The 17,327-nt window shown below is 53.7% G+C and carries 20 protein-coding genes; 1 reads left to right on the top strand and 19 read right to left on the bottom strand.

What is annotated here, in order from left to right; translation table 11 throughout:
* Positions 1-57 precede the first annotated feature (57 nt).
* The 7 genes from ETR37_RS11790 to ETR37_RS11760 all read right to left on the bottom strand — a co-directional run bounded on the left by ETR37_RS11790 (position 58) and on the right by ETR37_RS11760 (position 5,615).
* A complete protein-coding gene (locus ETR37_RS11790) occupies positions 58-780 on the bottom strand; it encodes a hypothetical protein (protein WP_011231702.1) in 723 nt (240 codons plus the stop codon).
* 17 nt (positions 781-797) lie between these two features.
* The gene (locus ETR37_RS11785; RefSeq protein WP_011231703.1) at positions 798-1,001 is read right to left on the bottom strand and encodes a DUF2768 domain-containing protein; all 204 of its coding nucleotides are present in this window, start codon (positions 999-1,001) and stop codon (positions 798-800) included.
* A gap of 180 nt (positions 1,002-1,181) precedes the next feature.
* Positions 1,182-2,216 (bottom strand): NAD(P)H-dependent glycerol-3-phosphate dehydrogenase, encoded by a 1,035-nt coding sequence (locus ETR37_RS11780; protein WP_020756800.1) that lies wholly within the window; start codon positions 2,214-2,216, stop codon positions 1,182-1,184.
* A 209-nt stretch (positions 2,217-2,425) separates the two neighbouring features.
* On the bottom strand, positions 2,426-3,736 hold the full coding sequence (gene der / locus ETR37_RS11775; protein ID WP_013144887.1) for a ribosome biogenesis GTPase Der: 1,311 nt from the start codon (positions 3,734-3,736) through the stop codon (positions 2,426-2,428).
* Positions 3,737-3,944: 208 nt separating this feature from the next.
* On the bottom strand, positions 3,945-4,130 hold the full coding sequence (locus tag ETR37_RS11770) for a capping complex subunit for YIEGIA (protein ID WP_020754086.1): 186 nt from the start codon (positions 4,128-4,130) through the stop codon (positions 3,945-3,947).
* Positions 4,120-5,022 carry a YIEGIA family protein gene (locus ETR37_RS11765; protein ID WP_020754085.1) on the bottom strand — a complete coding sequence of 301 codons (903 nt, stop codon included), beginning with the start codon at positions 5,020-5,022 and terminating at the stop codon, positions 4,120-4,122. Before ETR37_RS11765 ends, ETR37_RS11770 begins: the two co-directional genes overlap by 11 nt.
* Positions 5,019-5,615 carry a YphA family membrane protein gene (locus ETR37_RS11760; RefSeq protein ID WP_033004841.1) on the bottom strand — a complete coding sequence of 199 codons (597 nt, stop codon included), beginning with the start codon at positions 5,613-5,615 and terminating at the stop codon, positions 5,019-5,021. The genes ETR37_RS11765 and ETR37_RS11760 overlap by 4 nt, the downstream gene beginning before the upstream one ends.
* A gap of 125 nt (positions 5,616-5,740) precedes the next feature.
* Between ETR37_RS11760 and ETR37_RS11755 the strand changes: the two genes are divergently transcribed.
* Complete coding sequence (locus tag ETR37_RS11755; RefSeq protein ID WP_013144883.1) at positions 5,741-5,875, top strand: YpzI family protein; 135 nt, start codon at positions 5,741-5,743, stop codon at positions 5,873-5,875.
* Between the two features lie 177 nt (positions 5,876-6,052).
* Here ETR37_RS11755 and rpsA read toward each other — a convergent pair whose 3' ends face one another.
* The 12 genes from rpsA to ETR37_RS11695 all read right to left on the bottom strand — a co-directional run bounded on the left by rpsA (position 6,053) and on the right by ETR37_RS11695 (position 17,283).
* Positions 6,053-7,216, bottom strand: coding sequence for a 30S ribosomal protein S1 (rpsA, locus tag ETR37_RS11750; protein WP_081132666.1), 1,164 nt, complete (start codon positions 7,214-7,216; stop codon positions 6,053-6,055).
* Between the two features lie 179 nt (positions 7,217-7,395).
* The gene (locus ETR37_RS11745; protein WP_053414682.1) at positions 7,396-7,989 is read right to left on the bottom strand and encodes a lysophospholipid acyltransferase family protein; all 594 of its coding nucleotides are present in this window, start codon (positions 7,987-7,989) and stop codon (positions 7,396-7,398) included.
* Positions 7,986-8,660: a (d)CMP kinase gene (gene cmk / locus ETR37_RS11740; protein WP_033004840.1), complete on the bottom strand. Its 675-nt coding sequence runs from the start codon at positions 8,658-8,660 to the stop codon at positions 7,986-7,988. Before cmk ends, ETR37_RS11745 begins: the two co-directional genes overlap by 4 nt.
* Before the next feature lie 98 nt (positions 8,661-8,758).
* A complete protein-coding gene (locus tag ETR37_RS11735; protein ID WP_020754079.1) occupies positions 8,759-8,938 on the bottom strand; it encodes a YpfB family protein in 180 nt (59 codons plus the stop codon).
* Positions 8,939-8,990: 52 nt separating this feature from the next.
* Positions 8,991-9,659, bottom strand: coding sequence for a flagellar brake protein (locus tag ETR37_RS11730; protein ID WP_013144878.1), 669 nt, complete (start codon positions 9,657-9,659; stop codon positions 8,991-8,993).
* 154 nt (positions 9,660-9,813) lie between these two features.
* Positions 9,814-11,157: a germination protein YpeB gene (gene ypeB / locus ETR37_RS11725; RefSeq protein WP_060788375.1), complete on the bottom strand. Its 1,344-nt coding sequence runs from the start codon at positions 11,155-11,157 to the stop codon at positions 9,814-9,816.
* Positions 11,158-11,172: 15 nt separating this feature from the next.
* Complete coding sequence (gene sleB / locus ETR37_RS11720) at positions 11,173-11,967, bottom strand: spore cortex-lytic enzyme (RefSeq protein ID WP_015375278.1); 795 nt, start codon at positions 11,965-11,967, stop codon at positions 11,173-11,175.
* A 91-nt stretch (positions 11,968-12,058) separates the two neighbouring features.
* Positions 12,059-12,736 carry a glutamic-type intramembrane protease PrsW gene (gene prsW, locus ETR37_RS11715; RefSeq protein ID WP_015375279.1) on the bottom strand — a complete coding sequence of 226 codons (678 nt, stop codon included), beginning with the start codon at positions 12,734-12,736 and terminating at the stop codon, positions 12,059-12,061.
* Between the two features lie 88 nt (positions 12,737-12,824).
* Positions 12,825-13,796: an asparaginase gene (locus ETR37_RS11710; RefSeq protein ID WP_012820743.1), complete on the bottom strand. Its 972-nt coding sequence runs from the start codon at positions 13,794-13,796 to the stop codon at positions 12,825-12,827.
* Between the two features lie 370 nt (positions 13,797-14,166).
* Complete coding sequence (locus tag ETR37_RS11705) at positions 14,167-15,159, bottom strand: YpdA family putative bacillithiol disulfide reductase (protein ID WP_015375280.1); 993 nt, start codon at positions 15,157-15,159, stop codon at positions 14,167-14,169.
* 89 nt (positions 15,160-15,248) lie between these two features.
* A complete protein-coding gene (locus ETR37_RS11700) occupies positions 15,249-16,520 on the bottom strand; it encodes a Glu/Leu/Phe/Val family dehydrogenase (RefSeq protein WP_015375281.1) in 1,272 nt (423 codons plus the stop codon).
* A 172-nt stretch (positions 16,521-16,692) separates the two neighbouring features.
* The gene (locus ETR37_RS11695) at positions 16,693-17,283 is read right to left on the bottom strand and encodes a genetic competence negative regulator (RefSeq protein ID WP_033004838.1); all 591 of its coding nucleotides are present in this window, start codon (positions 17,281-17,283) and stop codon (positions 16,693-16,695) included.
* Between the last annotated feature and the right edge of the window lie 44 nt (positions 17,284-17,327).

The raw sequence follows: 17,327 nt of genomic DNA, 5'->3' as shown, positions 1-17,327 counted from the left end.
CTAAAATAGAAAAAATCCCTTCTCTAGAATGTATTTTCCTAGAGAAGGGAAGATGACTCATTTTGTGAAAAAAATCGGTTCATTCGTCTTGGCGTCGATCGTATAGGGCAACGAATACGCCGGCACAAACAGCGAATGGTCGGTCAAAATCGGGCGAATATCGTCACCCGGCTTGTAGTGGTGCGGATATTTTTTCAACGCCGCATACAAATCAGAACGGTAGTCAATGTAAATTTCTCCATTCCCGTCGATGACAAACGGCAAGTTGTTGCCGGAAAACGGGCTGACGACATAAGGCGGCTCTTTATAGCCGAGCTTTTTGTAATCGAGCGTAAATACGCCCGGCGCAACGACGTCTTGAAACGGCGGATATTTATGCTTGTCCGTGTACATGCTAAGCCGCAGCTTCAGATCGCGGATGCGTTCGGCTAAGCGCAGATCAAGCAGCTTGACCGTCGGGTTCGTTTCCGCATCGATGATCATATACTGGAAGACGCCCCCGCTTTCATAGGCGTTTCCCGGCGGCTCCTGCATATAGCGGGGAACGAGCTTTTGAAAATCGACTGGATACTTCAAATACATCGGCGTGTTCATGTCGCGTGTTTTAATCGGCAGAAGCCCGCCGGTCGCCTTCCGGTACTCATCCACCGCCGATTGGACGGCCGCCACTTGGTCTTTGTAAGGAATTTGGTTTTGTTTCAGCCGCTCTTGTGGATACAAGCAGCCGGAAAGCAGCGCCAAACATATACATGACAACAACAAGCGAGCGATTCGTTTCATCTTTCCCACCTTTTTGCCTATTGCGGTGTCGGTCCGCTGAATACGACGAAAATGATGATGATGCCGGCGAAAATCAAAAGAATGTAGGCGACGAGCGCCAACAGAAAGCGAAGCCATTTCATCTTGACTTTGTAGCGGCTTAAGTAAATGAAGCCGACGGAAATAAACATAAACACCATCGAGGCGATGGCGATCCACATTTTCGCTAACGCCGGTGACATGGACGCTCCTCCTTTTTTTCGACAACTATCATTATAGCATTGGCAAAAAAAAGCTGAAGTAAAGCGGGGCTTTCTTTACTTCAGCATCCCCTCATACCCTTCCGGAAGCTCAAGCCGATGATGGTTCGCCATATTGTATGCAGAACGAAGACGACTTGTACCGCCATTGGCCTATTTTCATCATTCTTGTTCGGCAAAAATGTTGTTTAAGTCATCCATTTCTTCTTTTTTTCCGCGCGCCATGAGCGAATCGACCGCCTCTTTCGGGTCTTTTCCCGCAAACAATACGTCATAGAGAGCTTCGGTGATCGGCATCTTCACACCAAGCTCTTTCGCCAGCTCATAGGCGGCTTTTGTCGTTCGCACCCCTTCGACGACCATCCCCATGCTCTCAAGCACCTCGTCCAGCTTTTTTCCTTGGCCAAGCATGTAGCCGGCTCGCCAGTTGCGGGAATGAGCGCTCGTGCACGTGACAATCAAATCGCCGACTCCCGTCAAACCAGCGAATGTCAACGGATTGGCGCCGAGGGCGCAGCCGAGGCGGGCAATCTCGGCGAGCCCGCGCGTAATGAGGGCCGCTTTGGCGTTATCCCCGTAGCCAAGCCCGTCGCTGATGCCGGCGGCCAAGGCGATGATATTTTTCAGCGCCCCGCCGACTTCGACGCCGATTAAATCCGGGTTCGTATACACGCGAAAATAGTGATGGTTCATAAAGATGTCTTGAATGCGGCGCGCCGCTTCCATATTGGGCGACGATACCGCCACGGTCGTCGGGTGGCGGAGCACAACTTCCTCGGCATGGCTCGGCCCGGAGAGAACGACAACATCTGCAAGCCATTCCCCCATTTCCTCGGCGACCATTTCCGACACCCGCTTATGCGTCCCTGGTTCGATTCCTTTGCTGACGGCAACAATGGTGATCGGCTTGGCCAAGCAGGCGCGCACGTCCGCAAGCACCGTACGGATCGCTTTCGTCGGCACGGCGAGCACAACGATCGCAACGTCGTCAAGCGCAGCGCAAAGGTCGTCATAGCCGATAATGGCGTCCGGCAGGCGAACGCCTGGCAAATATTTTTCATTTGTCCGCTTTTCGTTGATTTCGTTGATCTGCTCGGTCCGATGACCCCAGAGCCGGACGTGGTGCCCATTGTCAGCCAGCACGAGCGCCAACGCCGTCCCCCAGCTTCCAGCCCCCAATACGGCGATGTTCTCCATCGTTTTCCACTTCCTTTATCCGATTGTCGCAACCTTGAAAAATAGCAATCGCGCCGCCTCTTCGCTCCTGTTCGTCCGACTTTCGCGGCGGCGACACATGGCTTACGCTCCTGTGACACCACCCACGCAGAACCAAGCTTTCCTTGGTTCGAGCCTCTTCGCCGGCCCCGCAGCGCGTGTCGCTGATGGGCGCGCGGCCTCCGCTTTTCTTATTTCCGCGGGCGGGCGATGATTTTAATCGGCGTGCCTTCAAAACCGAATGCATCGCGGATGCGGTTTTCCAAAAACCGTTCATATGAAAAATGCATCAGTTCCGGGTCGTTGACAAACGCGACAAACGTGGGCGGTTTGACGGCGACTTGCGTCATGTAATAAACTTTCAGACGCCGCCCGTTATGCGTCGGCGTCGGATTCATCGCCACCGCATCCATGATGACTTCATTGAGCACATTTGTCTGGACGCGCATCGCATGATTGTCGCTCACAAGCCGGACGAGCGGCAAGAGCTTATGCAGCCGCTGCTTCGTTTTCGCCGATACGAACAAAATCGGCGCATAGTCCAAAAACGGAAAATGGTCGCGAATCTTCCGCTCAAATTCGACCATCGTTTTGTCGTCCTTTTCAATCGCATCCCATTTATTGACGACCAAAATGACACCGCGACCCGCTTCATGCGCGTATCCGGCGATTTTTTTGTCCTGCTCGATGATGCCTTCCTCAGCGTTTAACACAACAAGCACGACGTCCGAGCGCTCAATGGCCCTTAACGCGCGCAAGACGCTATATTTTTCCGTGCTTTCGTAAATTTTTCCTCGTTTGCGCATCCCTGCCGTATCAATGATAACATATTCCTGCCCTTCGCGCACAAATGAGGTGTCGACGGCGTCCCTCGTCGTACCGGCGATGTCGCTGACGATGACCCGCTCCTCACCTAAAATGGCGTTGACAAGCGACGATTTGCCGACATTCGGCCGGCCAATGAGGCAAAACTTAATGACGTCTTCTTCATACTCTTGTCCACCGCCCTTTGGAAAATGACGGACAACAGCATCAAGCAAATCGCCAAGCCCTGTCCCATGAGCTCCGGAAATCGGATACGGCTCCCCAAAGCCCAGAGCGTAAAAGTCGTAAATCAAATCACGCATTTCCGGATTGTCGATTTTGTTCACCGCGAGCACAACCGGCTTATTCGACCGGCGGAGCAGCTTGGCCACCTCTTCATCAGCCGCAGTCACACCGTCCCGGCCGTTCGTCATAAAGATGATGACATCCGCCTCATCGATGGCGATTTCCGCCTGCTGGCGAATTTGCACAAGCAGCGGCTCGTCGCCAATGTCAATGCCGCCGGTATCGATCAAATAAAACGAATGGTTCAGCCATTCGGCTCGGCTGTAAATGCGGTCGCGCGTCACTCCAGGCACGTCTTCGACGATGGAAATGCGTTCCCCGACAATGCGGTTGAAAATCGTCGATTTTCCTACATTTGGACGGCCGACAATGGCCACGACTGGATTTGCCATGCTACCACCCTTTATCTTCGTTTTCTCCTTACCTTTGTCGCTGAAAAAAAACGCCCTTTTCGGAAGGGCATCGGTCCATCAACGCCAAGGGCACTTGACTGCGAGGCTAGGAAGGAAATGACTTTTTGCCAATCAAGTGCATCTTTTAGCGATGAACCAGGGTAGGCTACAACTGCTTTATTTTATCAAAAAGCGAAACGCTCAACAACTAATGTTTGACGATAATAAGAAGCCCCTCGCTCAATTCATGGGCGATGCCATCCAAAATCGCCTCTAAATTCGCGGCGATCTGTTCCATTTCCTCTTTCGTTTGGCAAATAAAGATCGGCGCACCGCCGGCGACGCGCCCGCCGTTCATCGTAATGACGGCCAAAATTATTTTTTCATGCGTCATCGCCGCTCCACCCCTTCCGCTTCCAACGCCGTTTCTTCGGCATGCGGATGGCGCTCTCAAGCACCGGCACGTTTTCGATGACAGCCTTCGCCTTCTCGACATCCTCGACTTGCGGCAAAATAAAAATGCCGACGCGTCCGTCATTCAAATCGCGCTTGGCGAGCGGCACGAGCGCCGGCGTTCCCGAGTCGCGGTAAATGCCGAGGGCGGTCGATACATCATGCAAAATCGCCTGCCGCTGCCCAAGATTGGCGATCGTCGTGCGGGCGTTGAAATTTTTCGGCGTTAAAATAAACCCCATTCCATAGCGCAAAATTTCTTCGCGCCGCGCCGGCAAGCCGATGTTCATGATATAGATGTTGTCAACATACAGCCCTGCCCCTTCAAAATGCGGCTTGACATATTGGACCTCGGCAATGTCTTTCAGCCGGCTTCCGCTCATAAACCGCCGCGCCGTCATAAGGCCGATGATACTGGCGGCAAGCGCGGCCCAAATGTCCCATACTAAATAAAAGAGCGTCGATAAAAAGGAGACGAAAATGACTAAATAGTTCCGCCCTTCAAACACAATCGCGATGCCTTCGATGTATGTTTTTCCTCTCGGCACCAGCTCATACTGATCCAACTCGTTCAACGTATTGCGCTCCATATTGCGTACGTCGCGAAATTGTGAGGCGGCCAAGGCCAAAAACGTGATCGCTGCGAACTCTTTTTCCATAATCGCCGGCACGGCGACCGTTCCCAGGCCGGCGGCAATGGCCCCTAAGGCGATATGGATCGTCCGACCGTGCAAATACGTCGGATATTGCCGGTAATCGGTGCGCAACAAATAAAGCCGCGTCAACACCCCAGCGGCAACACCGTATAAAATCGGAAACGTGTATTCGTTCACGGCTGCCTCGTCCTCCTTACAGGCCGTTTTTCCTCAAGCTGCAGCGAGAAGAAGCGGATCGATTCCCAAACGAGCAAAGATGATGCGCTAATGGCGAGCGCATCCAAAAAGGAAAACGACCCAAGCACATAACCCGGCGCCATGCGCAAGATAGACATGGCGTACACCACTTCCCCTTGACAGCCGCCGAGCGCCAGACAAAGAAGGCGGGCGGATATGCGGCGGTGGAACAGACTGCTGATCAAGGCCATCCACCAGCCAAGCATCCATTGGCCATCAAGCCAAATCCAGACCGGATCAAACAAGGCAAGCAGACGAAAAGCGGCATAGGCAAACGCCAAGCCGGACGCTGACAGCGCCATCCGCAGCCATCCGCATGGCCGCTGTGTGACCGCCGCGTAACAAGAGAAGAAAAAAAGCACAAAAAAGGACGCCGCCATATGAATGGGACTGATCTTCACCGTCATCGAGGCCGAACTGATCATGAAAAGCGAAAATGCAGCCAGCTTCGTCCGCTCGACGGTCTTTTTCATCAAAAATGTCGCTGCAATCCATAACGCCCAAAAAAAGAAATAAAAATAAGCTCCTTCCATCTTTTCCACTCCTTATTATGTTCATTATGTCATCTTTTATGAACGTTCATTCCTGTATAGAAAAAACAGCATTCGTTCATAGTAAAAATGATCGCTGTACCGAAGCAGAAAGGAGCCATGGCGAAATGGGAAAAGATCGACAGGAAAAAAAGCTGAAGCAATCGCGGCGCGTCGAGTCAGATCGGGATCAGTCCCTCTCCTATAAAGGAGCGGCTCGGCTCGACACGCCGGAGGAAGCGCGGGAACGGAACCGCCATTAAGAAAAAGCGGTCCTTCTCTTCCCTTGCGGCCGCCCTTGTCCCGATGCGAGCAACAGCCGCACAATTCCGTTGCAATGAATCAAGCAAAAAAGCTCCCTCCGTCCAGATGGCTCAAGCCATCGGACAGAAGGGAGCTTTCGCTTTGTTTTGCCAGCTAGTTGATCTTGCGGCTCTGCATTACTTTAATTTTTTCAGCTGCTCGCCAATCACTTCGCCGAGCTGAAAGCCGCGCGTTTCCGACGTTCTTGTGTATTGGCTGTAATCCTCGGCCGGCGCGGCCGCCTCTTCCTCAAGCAGCGCGCGGATGCTGAGGGAAAGGCGGTGATCCGCTTCGTTGACGTCGAGCACTTTCGCCTTCACCACGTCGCCTTCTTTCAGCACTTCATGCGGCGAGCCGATGCGGCGGTTGGCGATTTGCGAAACATGCACCAATCCTTCGACGCCTGGGAAGACTTCCACAAACGCGCCGAACGAAGCGAGCCGTTTCACCGTCCCGGTGACGACATCACCCGGTTTCACTTTTTCGCTGAGGCCTTCCCATGGGCCCGGCAGCGCTTCTTTGATCGACAGCGACAGGCGCCCGTTCTCCGGATCGACGGCCAACACTTTCACTTTCACCACATCGCCTTCTTTCACCACTTCCGACGGATGAGCGACGCGCGTATGGGAAAGCTGGGAAATATGTACGAGCCCATCAAACCCGCCGACATCGACAAAGACGCCGAAATCGGCAATGCGGCGGACGACGCCATCCAACACTTGCCCCGGCTCAAGGCGGGAGAGCAGTTCTTTTTGCTGCCGCGCTTGTTCTTCCTCAACGACCGCCCGATGCGACAAAATGACGCGGTTTTTCTCGCGGTCAAGCTCGACGACTTTCACGGCGAGCGTTTTTCCTTTATAATCGGAAAAATCTTCGACGTAATGCGGCTCGACAAGCGACGCCGGGATGAAGCCGCGCACTCCGACATCGGCGACAAGACCGCCTTTGACGATGTCTTTAATGACTGTTTCAAATGTTTCGCCGCTTGCAAATTTGCGCTCAAGATCTTCCCACGCCCGCTCGGCGTCCACCGCTCTTTTCGATAAAATGAGCAACCCTTCTTCCCCGTCTTTTCCTTCTTCCACTTTTTTGACTTTGGCCGTCACTTCATCGCCGACAGCGACGGCATCGCTCGGTTTTTCAATATGCAAGTTCGACAGCTCGCTGATCGGAATGATGCCGCTTTGCTTGCTGTTTTCCACCTCGACCAGCACTTGCTTGTCCTCAAGCTTCACCACTTTGCCGCGGACGATATCGCCCACTTCATACACATTGACTTGCACATTCATCTCTTCTGTCATCGCAAAAACCCTCCTTCATCGACTGACAACTGTCAAAAGCGCGCCTCGCGCCGAGGCCGCGGCCGGCTGTCGGCAAAATAAGGACGCTTTTCTAGTTAGTATACCATATTTTCTCAATCAACATGTACTATAATGCTCATTGAGGCGGCGGAAGGGATGCCTCAAACAGCCTGTTCCTTTCATGCCCGCTGATGCTCTTCCAGCAGCCGGCGGATATGATCCATAATGTAATCGGCCGCTTCTTCTGGGCTCGCTTTCCGCGCGCGCAGCGGCGCCATATCGACCGGCGCTCCGTACACAACCTTAAGCGGCACAAACGGACGGTACGGGCCGACAATGGCGCACGGGACAACGGCGGCATCGGTGCGTAAAGCGAAAAAGCCAACGCCGGGCAGCGCCTTTTTCAGCCGGCCGTCTTTGCTGCGCGTCCCTTCCGGAAAAATGCCGAGCACTTCGCCTTGCTTCAGCACCTCAAGCCCCGTGCGCAGCGCCTGGCGGTCGTTCATGCCGCGCTTGACAGGAAAGGCATGCAAGCTTTTGACGAGCGTTTTCACGACCGGAGCACGAAACAGCTCTTCTTTCGCCATAAACCGAATCGGCCGCGGCGCCGTAATGCCGATGACCGGCGGATCTAGGTTGCTGATATGGTTGGCGCAAAGAAGCACGCCGCCTTCCTTTGGAAATTGTTCAATCCCGATCGTTTGAATGCGGTAAAAAGGGGTGAGCACTCCCTTGACGATCCCCTTGGCGAATGAATAAAAGTCCACCGTCATCCAATCCTTTCGTTGACAATCTCCATAATCCGCTCCACCACTTCCTCAACCGACAGCGATGTCGTATCGATTTCCACCGCATCCGGCGCCTTGCGAAGCGGCGCTGTCTCCCGTTCCGAATCGAGCCGGTCGCGGCGGGCGATCTCTTCTTTCAGCTTTTCAAGATCGGATGGAAAGCCGCGCGCAAGATTTTCCTCATGCCGGCGCCGCGCCCGCTCCTCGACCGACGCTTTCAGGAAAATTTTCACTTCGGCGTTCGGCAGCACATGCGTTCCGATATCGCGCCCGTCCATGACGACGCCGCCCCCTTCCGCCAAGGCGCGTTGGCGGGCGACCATCTCCTCGCGCACAAGCGGATGCTTCGCGACAAGCGACACCGCATTCGTCACCGCCTCACCGCGGATGATGTCGGTCACATCGTCGCCATTGACTAGGACGATCTGTCCATGCGGCGACGGTTTCAACTCAATCGATGTATCGCGAAGCAGCGACAGGAGCGCCTGCTCATCATGGATGTCGACGCCGCATGCAAGCGCCCGGTACGTCAGCGCGCGATACATGGCGCCGGTATCGATGTATACGTAGGAAAGCCGCCTAGCGATCCGTTTGGCGACCGTGCTTTTTCCCGCCGCGGCGGGTCCGTCGATCGCGATGCTGATTCGTCGTTTCATCATTTCCTCCTGCTTTACCGAAAATCGCTTGATGAGTGCACAAAGAAAAATGCAGGAAAACCCTGCATGTTTCCATGTTCATTGTACCATATCCGCCGTCAACGGTCGACGGCCGTTTCAACTGTTTTCGTTTTTTCCGGCTTGGCTACCCCTTCGTATTCGTACACCTTGCCGATATACAAGGGCGCTTTCGTGTACAACACAAGCCATTGGGCGACTAGCAAACAAATCGCCTGGATGACGACAAGCTTCCACAACAGCTGTTCGATCCGTTTCATGGCGCAAGCCTCCTGCTTCCCATTTTTTCTAGCAGTATTCCACGCGCCCAGCTCATTTATTCTGTTCGTTCTCCCATTTTCTCTCCTCAAGCTGCCGTTCAAAGCTGTAGCGAATGAGCCGGACGCGGTCTTGGGGGGCGAGGTCTGTGAACTCCACCGACATTTTCGCCATGCCGCGCTCGTCATCAGCCATGCGCACAATCGACGCCTTCGTTTGCACGTAATGGTATTCGCCGGAGCGCATCGCCAACACGAGCCAAAGCTCGACCGCCATGCCGGGGCGAAGAAGCGGAGCGTGCGCCGGCGGCACAAGGAGGGCGGCGCCGCCGGCGCTGATATCCACCGTCATCGTCACAAACGGAGCGAACTCGCTGTCAGACGGATGGACGGCCGCATCGACATTCGCTTTCACCCGCACATAACGGCGGCGCTGGATGCGCACGACGTATTCCTCGCCCGGGTAAGCCAAGACGACCATCGGCAACGGATCGCGGATTTTTCCCTTCACTTCGGTATCAAACATGTATAAACCGCCGTCTTGCCCGACAAAAGTCGCTTTAAACTGCATCCCGTTCAACAAATAAACGGTTTTTCCACTCTGTTCATCGATCGGATAGCTGATATGAACCGCCCCGTCAGCAACGGCGAGCGCTTTGCTTCGGTATTGCCGCGCTGAGCCGTCCGACGGCTCAAGCCGGATCGAATCTCCGATTTTGATCATCATGGTTCCTTTTCCCCTTTTCAGTCAGCTGCCGAACCGGCGATCGTTTCGCTGACCCGCATGATGTCCCATGACGATTATACCATACCGTCCGGCTGCCTTTGACCAAAAAAAGAGGAAAAGCCGACAGCCCCAGCTTTTCCTCCCTTTGTTTTCATCTGTAATTCGGCTCCACGCTTTCAAGCTTCTCGACTTTTTCTTCAAGGCCGGTTGCGGCGTTAATGAACAGTTGATACGTTTCATCGCCAAGCGTTCCTAAAAACTCATAGCAAAGCACCGGTTTTTGCAAATCGTTCATAATGACCGCCTGGCGCTCTTCCATCACTTTCAAATGTGGGTTTACCTTTTTCTTCACCGCCTCGACGGTGAGCGTCGGTTTGGGCAACGGACGCGGAATGGACGATGACAAATAGTCGCGCGCCGTAAAGCCGACGACATGGCCGTTGTCAAGCGCCACTTTCATTTGGATCGCTTCCGGGTAAATGCGGACGCCGTTTTCGCTTTTGACAAATGTCAGCACGGCGACATTATCGTATTGCGTGCTGTCGTACAATTCAAAGCCGGTGAATTGATGCCGTCGCAAAAACGCCATCCCACGGTTGGCCGCCTCATGCAAGCTGATCTTCGGCTTGCCGATTGGCCGGCTGTTTAACGCCCAAATCGGATATCCGCCGTTTTTCGTCACATCCATATAAATGTCGCCCTTTGTTTTCGGATCGTGAATCGTTAAACTGTAAAAACGCTCATCCGCCCCATTGCCGCTGTCCGTCACCTTGATTTTCTCTGTTCCTTTTAAGCCGAGAAACTCGCGGGCGATCCGTTTCGCCTCGTCTTTGGAAATCGGGCGCCCTTTCGCGCGGACAAAGCCTTTTTCCTCATTGGCGAGGCCGATGAACGACGGGCCGAACTCGGACGAACTTGAGAATGTATCAACATTTTTCTCCACTGCTTTCAAGCCGTCAATAATGATGTTGTCGCCTTTTTCGTCGTTCGTCGCCAGCGCCAGTTCGACGTCCATCCAGCGCAAATTGTTTTCCAGCACTAAATGCTGCACGTTGCGCAACTCTTGGCGGATCGCGCCAGCGCTTTTGTACAGCGCCTCGAGCGTCTTATACTCTTCTTTCGTCAATGGTTCTTTTTCCAAATCGCGCACGGCCGTCCGGTAGCTGAACTCGCCGATTTTCGATAAAAACTCTTGCGTCTTGTTAAACGGCAAAAGAGACAGCGGCAGTTGGCCGACATCAGAATGGGCTTCAGACGCGATTTTCCACACTTCGGCGAGCGCCGGCGACAATGAAGCGTGCGAATTCATTGCCAGCGTCGCTCCAAGCTTGTCATGCAGCAAATCGATCTGATAGGCTAAATCGTGAAACGCGCGCTGGTAATTGTTTTCCGCATGAATTAAGATCGCGTTTTTTTCCTGATGCTCGCGGTAGCCCCAGTAGCCAGTGCCGACGACAGCGACGACAAGCGCTGCAATCAGTAAGTTTCGCACCATCTCGTCTCCCTCCTTTTATTTGCAAAAAATATGGTTTCCAATCCGCTTGATTTGCGGGCGGCTCCAAATCCAAGCGCTCGTCGCCGTGGCTGGGTTAAAGTAGTAAATCGCTCCGCCGGTCGGGTCCCAGCCGTTGATCGCATCCAACACCGCTTTTTTCGCCGTTTCATTCGGCGTCAGCCAAATTTGCCCATCGGCGACCGCGGTAAACGCGCCGGGCTGAAAAATCACCCCAGCGACCGTATCCGGAAACGACGGATGCTCCAGCCGATTTAAAATAACGGCGGCAACCGCCACTTGCCCGATGTACGGCTCGCCGCGCGCCTCGCCGTAGACAGCGTTCGCCATGAGCCGAATGTCGTTTTGCGAAAACCCTTTCGGCACATTGGATGCTGTCGTTTTCACCGTTCGCCCGCCGCCTCCGCCGCGTTTTTTCACCTGCTGGCTGAGCGGAATGCCGCCGTAATGGGTGAAATCGTTTCCTTGGCGGATTTGCTCTTTCACAAACTGCTCGTAATATTTTGAAGCGTTCACAAGCTTCCGTTTCGTCTCCGATCCGGCTAGTCCATCGACCGGCAAGCCGTATTCGTATTGGAAATTGCGCAGCGCCCAATACGTTCGCCAGCCAAACACGCCGTCAATTTTGCCGTTGTAAAACCCAAGGTATTGCAGCCGCGCCTGCAGTTCAATGACATCATCGCCAACTGCTCCACGCTGAATCACTTGCGGGGAAAACGCGAAAGCATGGCCTGATGGGTAAATGCATGTCCAAACAGCCAATGCGATGAATAGAACCCATTTTCTTGCCATATGTGAACCTCCCGTCAACAATCACCGTTTTTACCCCTATTTTCCTTCCGTTTCCCTTTTTTATGCGAAAAAAAGAAAAAAGCCAAAGCTTTTACGCTTGGCTTTTCACAGGCGGCACCGCTTGAGGGCGGGCGTATCCTTTCGCTTGTTTTACTTTGCGCAACGCCGCCCACCATAAGGCGAGCATAAACAAACCCATGTAATAGCCCCAACGCTCTTTGGCGAGCAGCAGCCAGTCATAGACGCCATGAAGGAAAAACGGCAACAAAAACGACGCCCATAAATAATAGCGGCGCTTTTTTACGGCAAACTTCGCCTTGCCGAAATAAAACCCCATGATGACGGAAAAGAGCGCATGACTGGACACCGGCAAAAGCGCCCGGGCAATGGCCGTCTCCACTCCGTTGGCCAACAAGTACAAAATGTTTTCCAGCGTCGCGAATCCAAGCGAGACGCTGGCGCTGTACACAATGCCGTCATACGGCTCGTCAAATTCGTCGTGGTCATACACAAAAAAATAAACGACAAACCATTTGACAAACTCCTCAAGGAGCGCAGCGGAAAGAAACGCCTCGGCTGCCGGCGACGCGACGATCCCTTCTGCCGACAGCACGTATTGGATGAACATGATCGGAAACACAAGCAAGACGCCGAACAAAAACATGCGCAACACAAACGAAAGCGGCTCAGCTTCATACTCGTCCTTTAAATAAAAATAACTAAGCAGCGCCACCCCGGGGGCGACGCCGGCGGAAATCAACGAAAACATCCTCGATCCCCGTTTCTTTGGCATTTTTACCTTCATCGTACCACGAAACAGGGGAGAAAAAAAGAGGAATTGCTGGGCCGCTTGTTGCCTAATAAGCGAACAAGCCATCAACGGCGGCGTCGGCAGCAAGAGCGACAGCGAGCTTGATGCGCGCTTTTTTCGCGTCATAGTCGCTGCCAAGAATAACCCCTTTCTTATGCAAATCGTAGGCGCTGCCGGGGTAATCGTACGTTGTATACACCGCCCCTTCCTCGGCGCTCGTCGTCACCACGACTTTGATCCCCGCTTCGATGGCTTTGACGATTTCATCGACCATTTTTGGCGCCACTTGCCCGCGGCCGACCCCTTCGAGCACAATGCCAGCGACGCCGCTTTCTCGAGCCGCTTTAATGAACTTGCCGTCCGCCTCCAAGTAGCATTTCACAATGTCCACCGGCGGAAGCGGGCGCACAAGCTTGTAATATTCGCGTCGGATCGGCTTTTGGTACACGTACACCTCATCGTTGTCAATGATGCCTAAATAGCCGAAGCCGAAAGCGTTGAATCCTTGAATGTTCGAGGCGTGTTCTTTTTTCACGTATTTCGCGGCAAAAATGCGTTCATTGAACACAACGACCGTCCCCGCCCCACGCAACGGCTCGGCGCACGCGGCGTAAATGGCATGGCGGATGTTGATGTACACATCGCTGCCCAAATCAGACGGCGCCCGCTGCGAACCGGTGACGACGATCGTCCGCGGGTCATCGATCGTCAAATCAAGGAAATAGGCCGTTTCTTCGAGCGCATCGGTTCCGTGAGTGACGACGATGCCATCAACGGATGGATCGGTGAAATGCGCCTCAATCCGTTTTTTCAGCTCAAGCCAATGCGAAAACGTCAAATGCATGCTTGGCAATTGAAATACGCTTTCCACGATGATTTCAATTTCTTTCGGCAAATGGCACATCGCCGCGAGTTCTTCACCGCTTAGCGCCCCAGCCCGCAGGCGGCCGGAACGTTCGTTTCGCTTGCTCGCAATCGTGCCGCCGGTTGTCAGGAGCACCACTTTCCGTTTCGTCACGCAAGCCACCCTCGCTTTCTCGCTTTCGCATCATGACACGAGTGTTGATGATCCATTATTTTACTAAAAAACAAAGAATGGGCTCTTCACCACAACATGTACTTGACAAGCAATGCGGTTTCCTGCACAAAGATGTGCCAAAATCACGGATTTGTTGATTTTCCCTCACAAGCGTAAATAGGGTATGTTCAGAAAAAATCAAGTACAACTTTTGGTGAAGAGCCAAAGAATGATATGGCTGAACACAAGCTTTTCTGTCTCTTCCCTCGAACAAGAACGCCGGCGGGCAAATGTCATTTGCCCGCAAAGCGTTCATTGTTCGAGGAGGGCATGCCGTCATATGCCCAGTCGATGTATTGGCCAAGAAGCGCTACTGCAGCTGCTTGGCTGACCCCTCCCGTTCGCGCTTGGCGATGCAGGCGGCAATAGCGTCTCCATGGAAGCGGCCGTTTTCGATAAAAATTTCATTCGCATCGTTGCCAGCGGCGATCACCCCGGCGATAAACACCCCCGGCACGTTTGTTTCCATCGTCTCCGGATCATAATGCGGCCGGCCGCTTTCCGGGTCGATCTGCACCCCGATGTTCATCAAGAAGCGATGGTCCGGATGGTAGCCGGTCATGGCGAACACGAAATCATTTTTGATCGTTTTCGTCTCCCCGTTCACTTCGTAAATGACCGCATCTTCCGTGATCTCTTTCACATGGGCATGAAACTCCATGCGAATGACGCCTTTTTTCACAAGGGCATCAAATTCCGGCAAAATCCACGGCTTAATGCTTTTGGAATATTCCCCGCCCCGGTAGAGGACCGTCACGCGCGCCCCAGCTTTGACGAGCTCCATCGCCGCGTCGACGCTCGAGTTTTTGCCGCCGATGACAACGCAGTCGGTGTTGAAGTACGGATGCGCTTCTTTAAAGTAATGCATCACTTTCGGCAGCTCTTCCCCCGGCACGTTCATATAGTTCGGATGGTCGTAATAGCCGGTGGCCACGACCACGTATCGGGCCCGATATAGCGCTTTTGAGGTTTCAACGAGAAACGTCCCGTCTTCCTGGCGCTTAATAGCTTTCACTTCTTCGAACGTATTGATGCGAAGCTGTTTGCGGACAACGACTTCACGATAATACGCAAGCGCCTGGTTTCTCGTCGGCTTCCGGTTTTCCGTAATAAACGGCACCCCGCCGATCTCGAGCCGGTCGCTCGTGCTGAAAAACGTCTGATGCGTCGGAAACCGATAAATCGAATGGACGATGTTTCCTTTCTCGATCACCAGCGGCGAAAATCCGGCGTCTTGCAAAGCAATCGCCGCCGCCAGCCCGCACGGACCGCCGCCGACAATAATGATTTTCTCCTCTTTCATCGTTTTTGCCACCTCGCATGAAGCAAAAAATCCCCTATCTTATGATAGGGGATTTCACCAAAGCTTGCAAATATCACTGCTTGCTCGCCTCACACCCAGCCGCGGAACCGGCACGCTTCCGCCATTTTGCGGACGCCGACCATGTAGGCGGCAAGGCGCATGTCGACGCGGCGCGTCTGCGCCATTTCATACACGTTGTTGAACGCTTTGACCATCACTTTTTCAAGCCGCTGTTCCACTTCTTCTTCCGTCCAATAGTAACCTTGGTTGTTTTGCACCCATTCGAAGTACGACACCGTCACGCCCCCAGCGCTTGCAAGCACGTCCGGAACGAGCAAAATGCCGCGCTGCGTCAAAATTTCCGTCGCCTCAAGCGTCGTCGGCCCGTTCGCCGCCTCGACGACGATGCTCGCCTTAATGCGCGGAGCGTTTTCGGCCGTAATTTGGTTTTCGATGGCCGCCGGCACCAAAATATCGCAATCAAGCTCAAGCAGCTCTTGATTCGAAATCGTATTTTTAAACAGCTTCGTCACCGTGCCAAAGCTGTCGCGCCGTTCAAGCAAATAGTCGATGTCGAGCCCGTTCGGGTCGTACAGCGCGCCGTACACATCGGAAATGCCGACGACTTTCGCCCCGGCGTCGTGCATAAATTTGGCCAAATAGCTGCCGGCGTTGCCGAACCCTTGAACGACGACGCGCGCCCCCTTGAGCGACAAGCCGCGTTTTTTCGCCGCCTCGCGGATGCAAATGGTCACTCCTTTGGCCGTCGCCGTTTCCCGGCCGTGCGAACCGCCGAGGACAAGCGGCTTCCCGGTGATAAACCCTGGCGAATCAAACTCGCGAATTCGGCTGTACTCATCCATCATCCACGCCATAATTTGCGAGTTCGTAAACACATCCGGCGCCGGAATGTCTTTTGTCGGTCCGACGATTTGGCTGATGGCTCGCACATAACCGCGGCTTAGCCGCTCAAGCTCGCGGAACGACATCGTGCGCGGGTCGCAGACGATGCCGCCTTTGCCGCCGCCGTATGGCAAGTCAACGATGCCGCACTTTAAGCTCATCCAAATCGACAGCGCTTTCACTTCTCGTTCCGTCACATCAGGATGGAAACGCACGCCGCCTTTCGTCGGACCGACCGCATCGTTATGCTGCGCCCGGTAGCCGGTAAAAATTTTCACCGATCCGTCGTCCATGCGCACCGGAATGCGAACGGTCAGCACGCGGATCGGCTCTTTCAAGAGCTCATACACCTCTTCCGGATAGCCGAGCTTTTCCAACGCTCTATGTATAACAATTTGTGTCGACGCCAGCACGTCGTATTGTTGCCCCTTCTCTTCCGTATGCTTATCGGCTGCCATACGTAAACCTCCTATAAGCTCGCTGTAATAGTTTGTCGCCTTCCATGTCATAGTATACACCTTCTGTCGGCATCTGCAAAGGAAAAATGATGAAACGCGCGAACCGCTTTATGGAAGCCTTTCGCGCGAAAAAATAGACTCCTTGTCCATATAAAGGAGTCTTGGCTGCGCCCTAGTTGGCCCGGAAATAGTGAACGAGCTGCGCAATGGCGCGCCGTTCGATCAACTGTTTCCCATATTCTTGCACACGGTGTATCGTTATCGTGGCCGGGTTGCCAAACTCGGCCAGCAAGGCGACAAAGTTGTCGAGCGGAATCGGCGGTTCCTCGGCGACGTGCAAGTAAAAGCGGCCTTGGTACGAATAAAGCGTGCCGTCGAGGCAGCCGACCGCATGCAGGCGATGAGCGAGCTGGATGACATCTTCGAACGTTTGGAATTCGTAAAATATGTCATCGCTCTCATCGAGCGTTACTTGCATTTCGATATAGTCGTCGGCGAATTCTTCTTCGATGTCGTCGTAGTCGCCTTCATTCGTGACGATAACGACCATGCCCTGTGCCGGTAAAGAGTAGACTTCGACCGCGATCGATCCGTTCACTTCAAAGCCGAGCTCTTCGCTCGCTTCCTCGATCATGTCGCGGAACAGCTGATGGACTTTAAACGTGTCCTTCCACAAATCGTCTTTCGTCAACCCGCGGTCCAGCAAATCGTCAAACGTCAAGAAAATTTTAATTTTGTTGTGGGTCAAGCGCTCAAGACGCATCGGCACCCCTCCTTACCTACAGAGCCATCTCTTACCGTTATTGT

The organism is Geobacillus sp. PK12, from assembly GCF_004123125.1.
Taxonomy (GTDB): Bacteria; Bacillota; Bacilli; order Bacillales; family Anoxybacillaceae; genus Geobacillus; species Geobacillus zalihae.
This window is presented reverse-complemented; position numbering and strand designations above follow the sequence as displayed.

Excerpts from the sequence above, each read along its gene's own strand:
- ETR37_RS11730 (WP_013144878.1), bottom strand. The coding sequence starts at position 9,659 with ATGATCAAAATCGGAGATTCGATCCGGCTTGAGCCGTCGGACGGCTCA.
- ETR37_RS11735 (WP_020754079.1), bottom strand. The coding sequence starts at position 8,938 with ATGAAACGGATCGAACAGCTGTTGTGGAAGCTTGTCGTCATCCAGGCG.
- prsW (WP_015375279.1), bottom strand. The coding sequence starts at position 12,736 with ATGTTTTCGTTGATTTCCGCCGGCGTCGCCCCCGGGGTGGCGCTGCTT.
- ETR37_RS11695 (WP_033004838.1), bottom strand. The coding sequence starts at position 17,283 with ATGCGTCTTGAGCGCTTGACCCACAACAAAATTAAAATTTTCTTGACG.
- cmk (WP_033004840.1), bottom strand. The coding sequence starts at position 8,660 with ATGAAACGACGAATCAGCATCGCGATCGACGGACCCGCCGCGGCGGGA.
- ETR37_RS11780 (WP_020756800.1), bottom strand. The coding sequence starts at position 2,216 with ATGGAGAACATCGCCGTATTGGGGGCTGGAAGCTGGGGGACGGCGTTG.
- ETR37_RS11700 (WP_015375281.1), bottom strand. The coding sequence starts at position 16,520 with ATGGCAGCCGATAAGCATACGGAAGAGAAGGGGCAACAATACGACGTG.
- ETR37_RS11705 (WP_015375280.1), bottom strand. The coding sequence starts at position 15,159 with ATGAAAGAGGAGAAAATCATTATTGTCGGCGGCGGTCCGTGCGGGCTG.
- sleB (WP_015375278.1), bottom strand. The coding sequence starts at position 11,967 with ATGGCAAGAAAATGGGTTCTATTCATCGCATTGGCTGTTTGGACATGC.
- ETR37_RS11760 (WP_033004841.1), bottom strand. The coding sequence starts at position 5,615 with ATGGAAGGAGCTTATTTTTATTTCTTTTTTTGGGCGTTATGGATTGCA.
- ETR37_RS11790 (WP_011231702.1), bottom strand. The coding sequence starts at position 780 with ATGAAACGAATCGCTCGCTTGTTGTTGTCATGTATATGTTTGGCGCTG.
- ETR37_RS11755 (WP_013144883.1), top strand. The coding sequence starts at position 5,741 with ATGGGAAAAGATCGACAGGAAAAAAAGCTGAAGCAATCGCGGCGCGTC.
- ETR37_RS11770 (WP_020754086.1), bottom strand. The coding sequence starts at position 4,130 with ATGACGCATGAAAAAATAATTTTGGCCGTCATTACGATGAACGGCGGG.
- ypeB (WP_060788375.1), bottom strand. The coding sequence starts at position 11,157 with ATGGTGCGAAACTTACTGATTGCAGCGCTTGTCGTCGCTGTCGTCGGC.
- ETR37_RS11745 (WP_053414682.1), bottom strand. The coding sequence starts at position 7,989 with ATGACGGTGGACTTTTATTCATTCGCCAAGGGGATCGTCAAGGGAGTG.
- ETR37_RS11785 (WP_011231703.1), bottom strand. The coding sequence starts at position 1,001 with ATGTCACCGGCGTTAGCGAAAATGTGGATCGCCATCGCCTCGATGGTG.
- rpsA (WP_081132666.1), bottom strand. The coding sequence starts at position 7,216 with ATGACAGAAGAGATGAATGTGCAAGTCAATGTGTATGAAGTGGGCGAT.
- der (WP_013144887.1), bottom strand. The coding sequence starts at position 3,736 with ATGGCAAATCCAGTCGTGGCCATTGTCGGCCGTCCAAATGTAGGAAAA.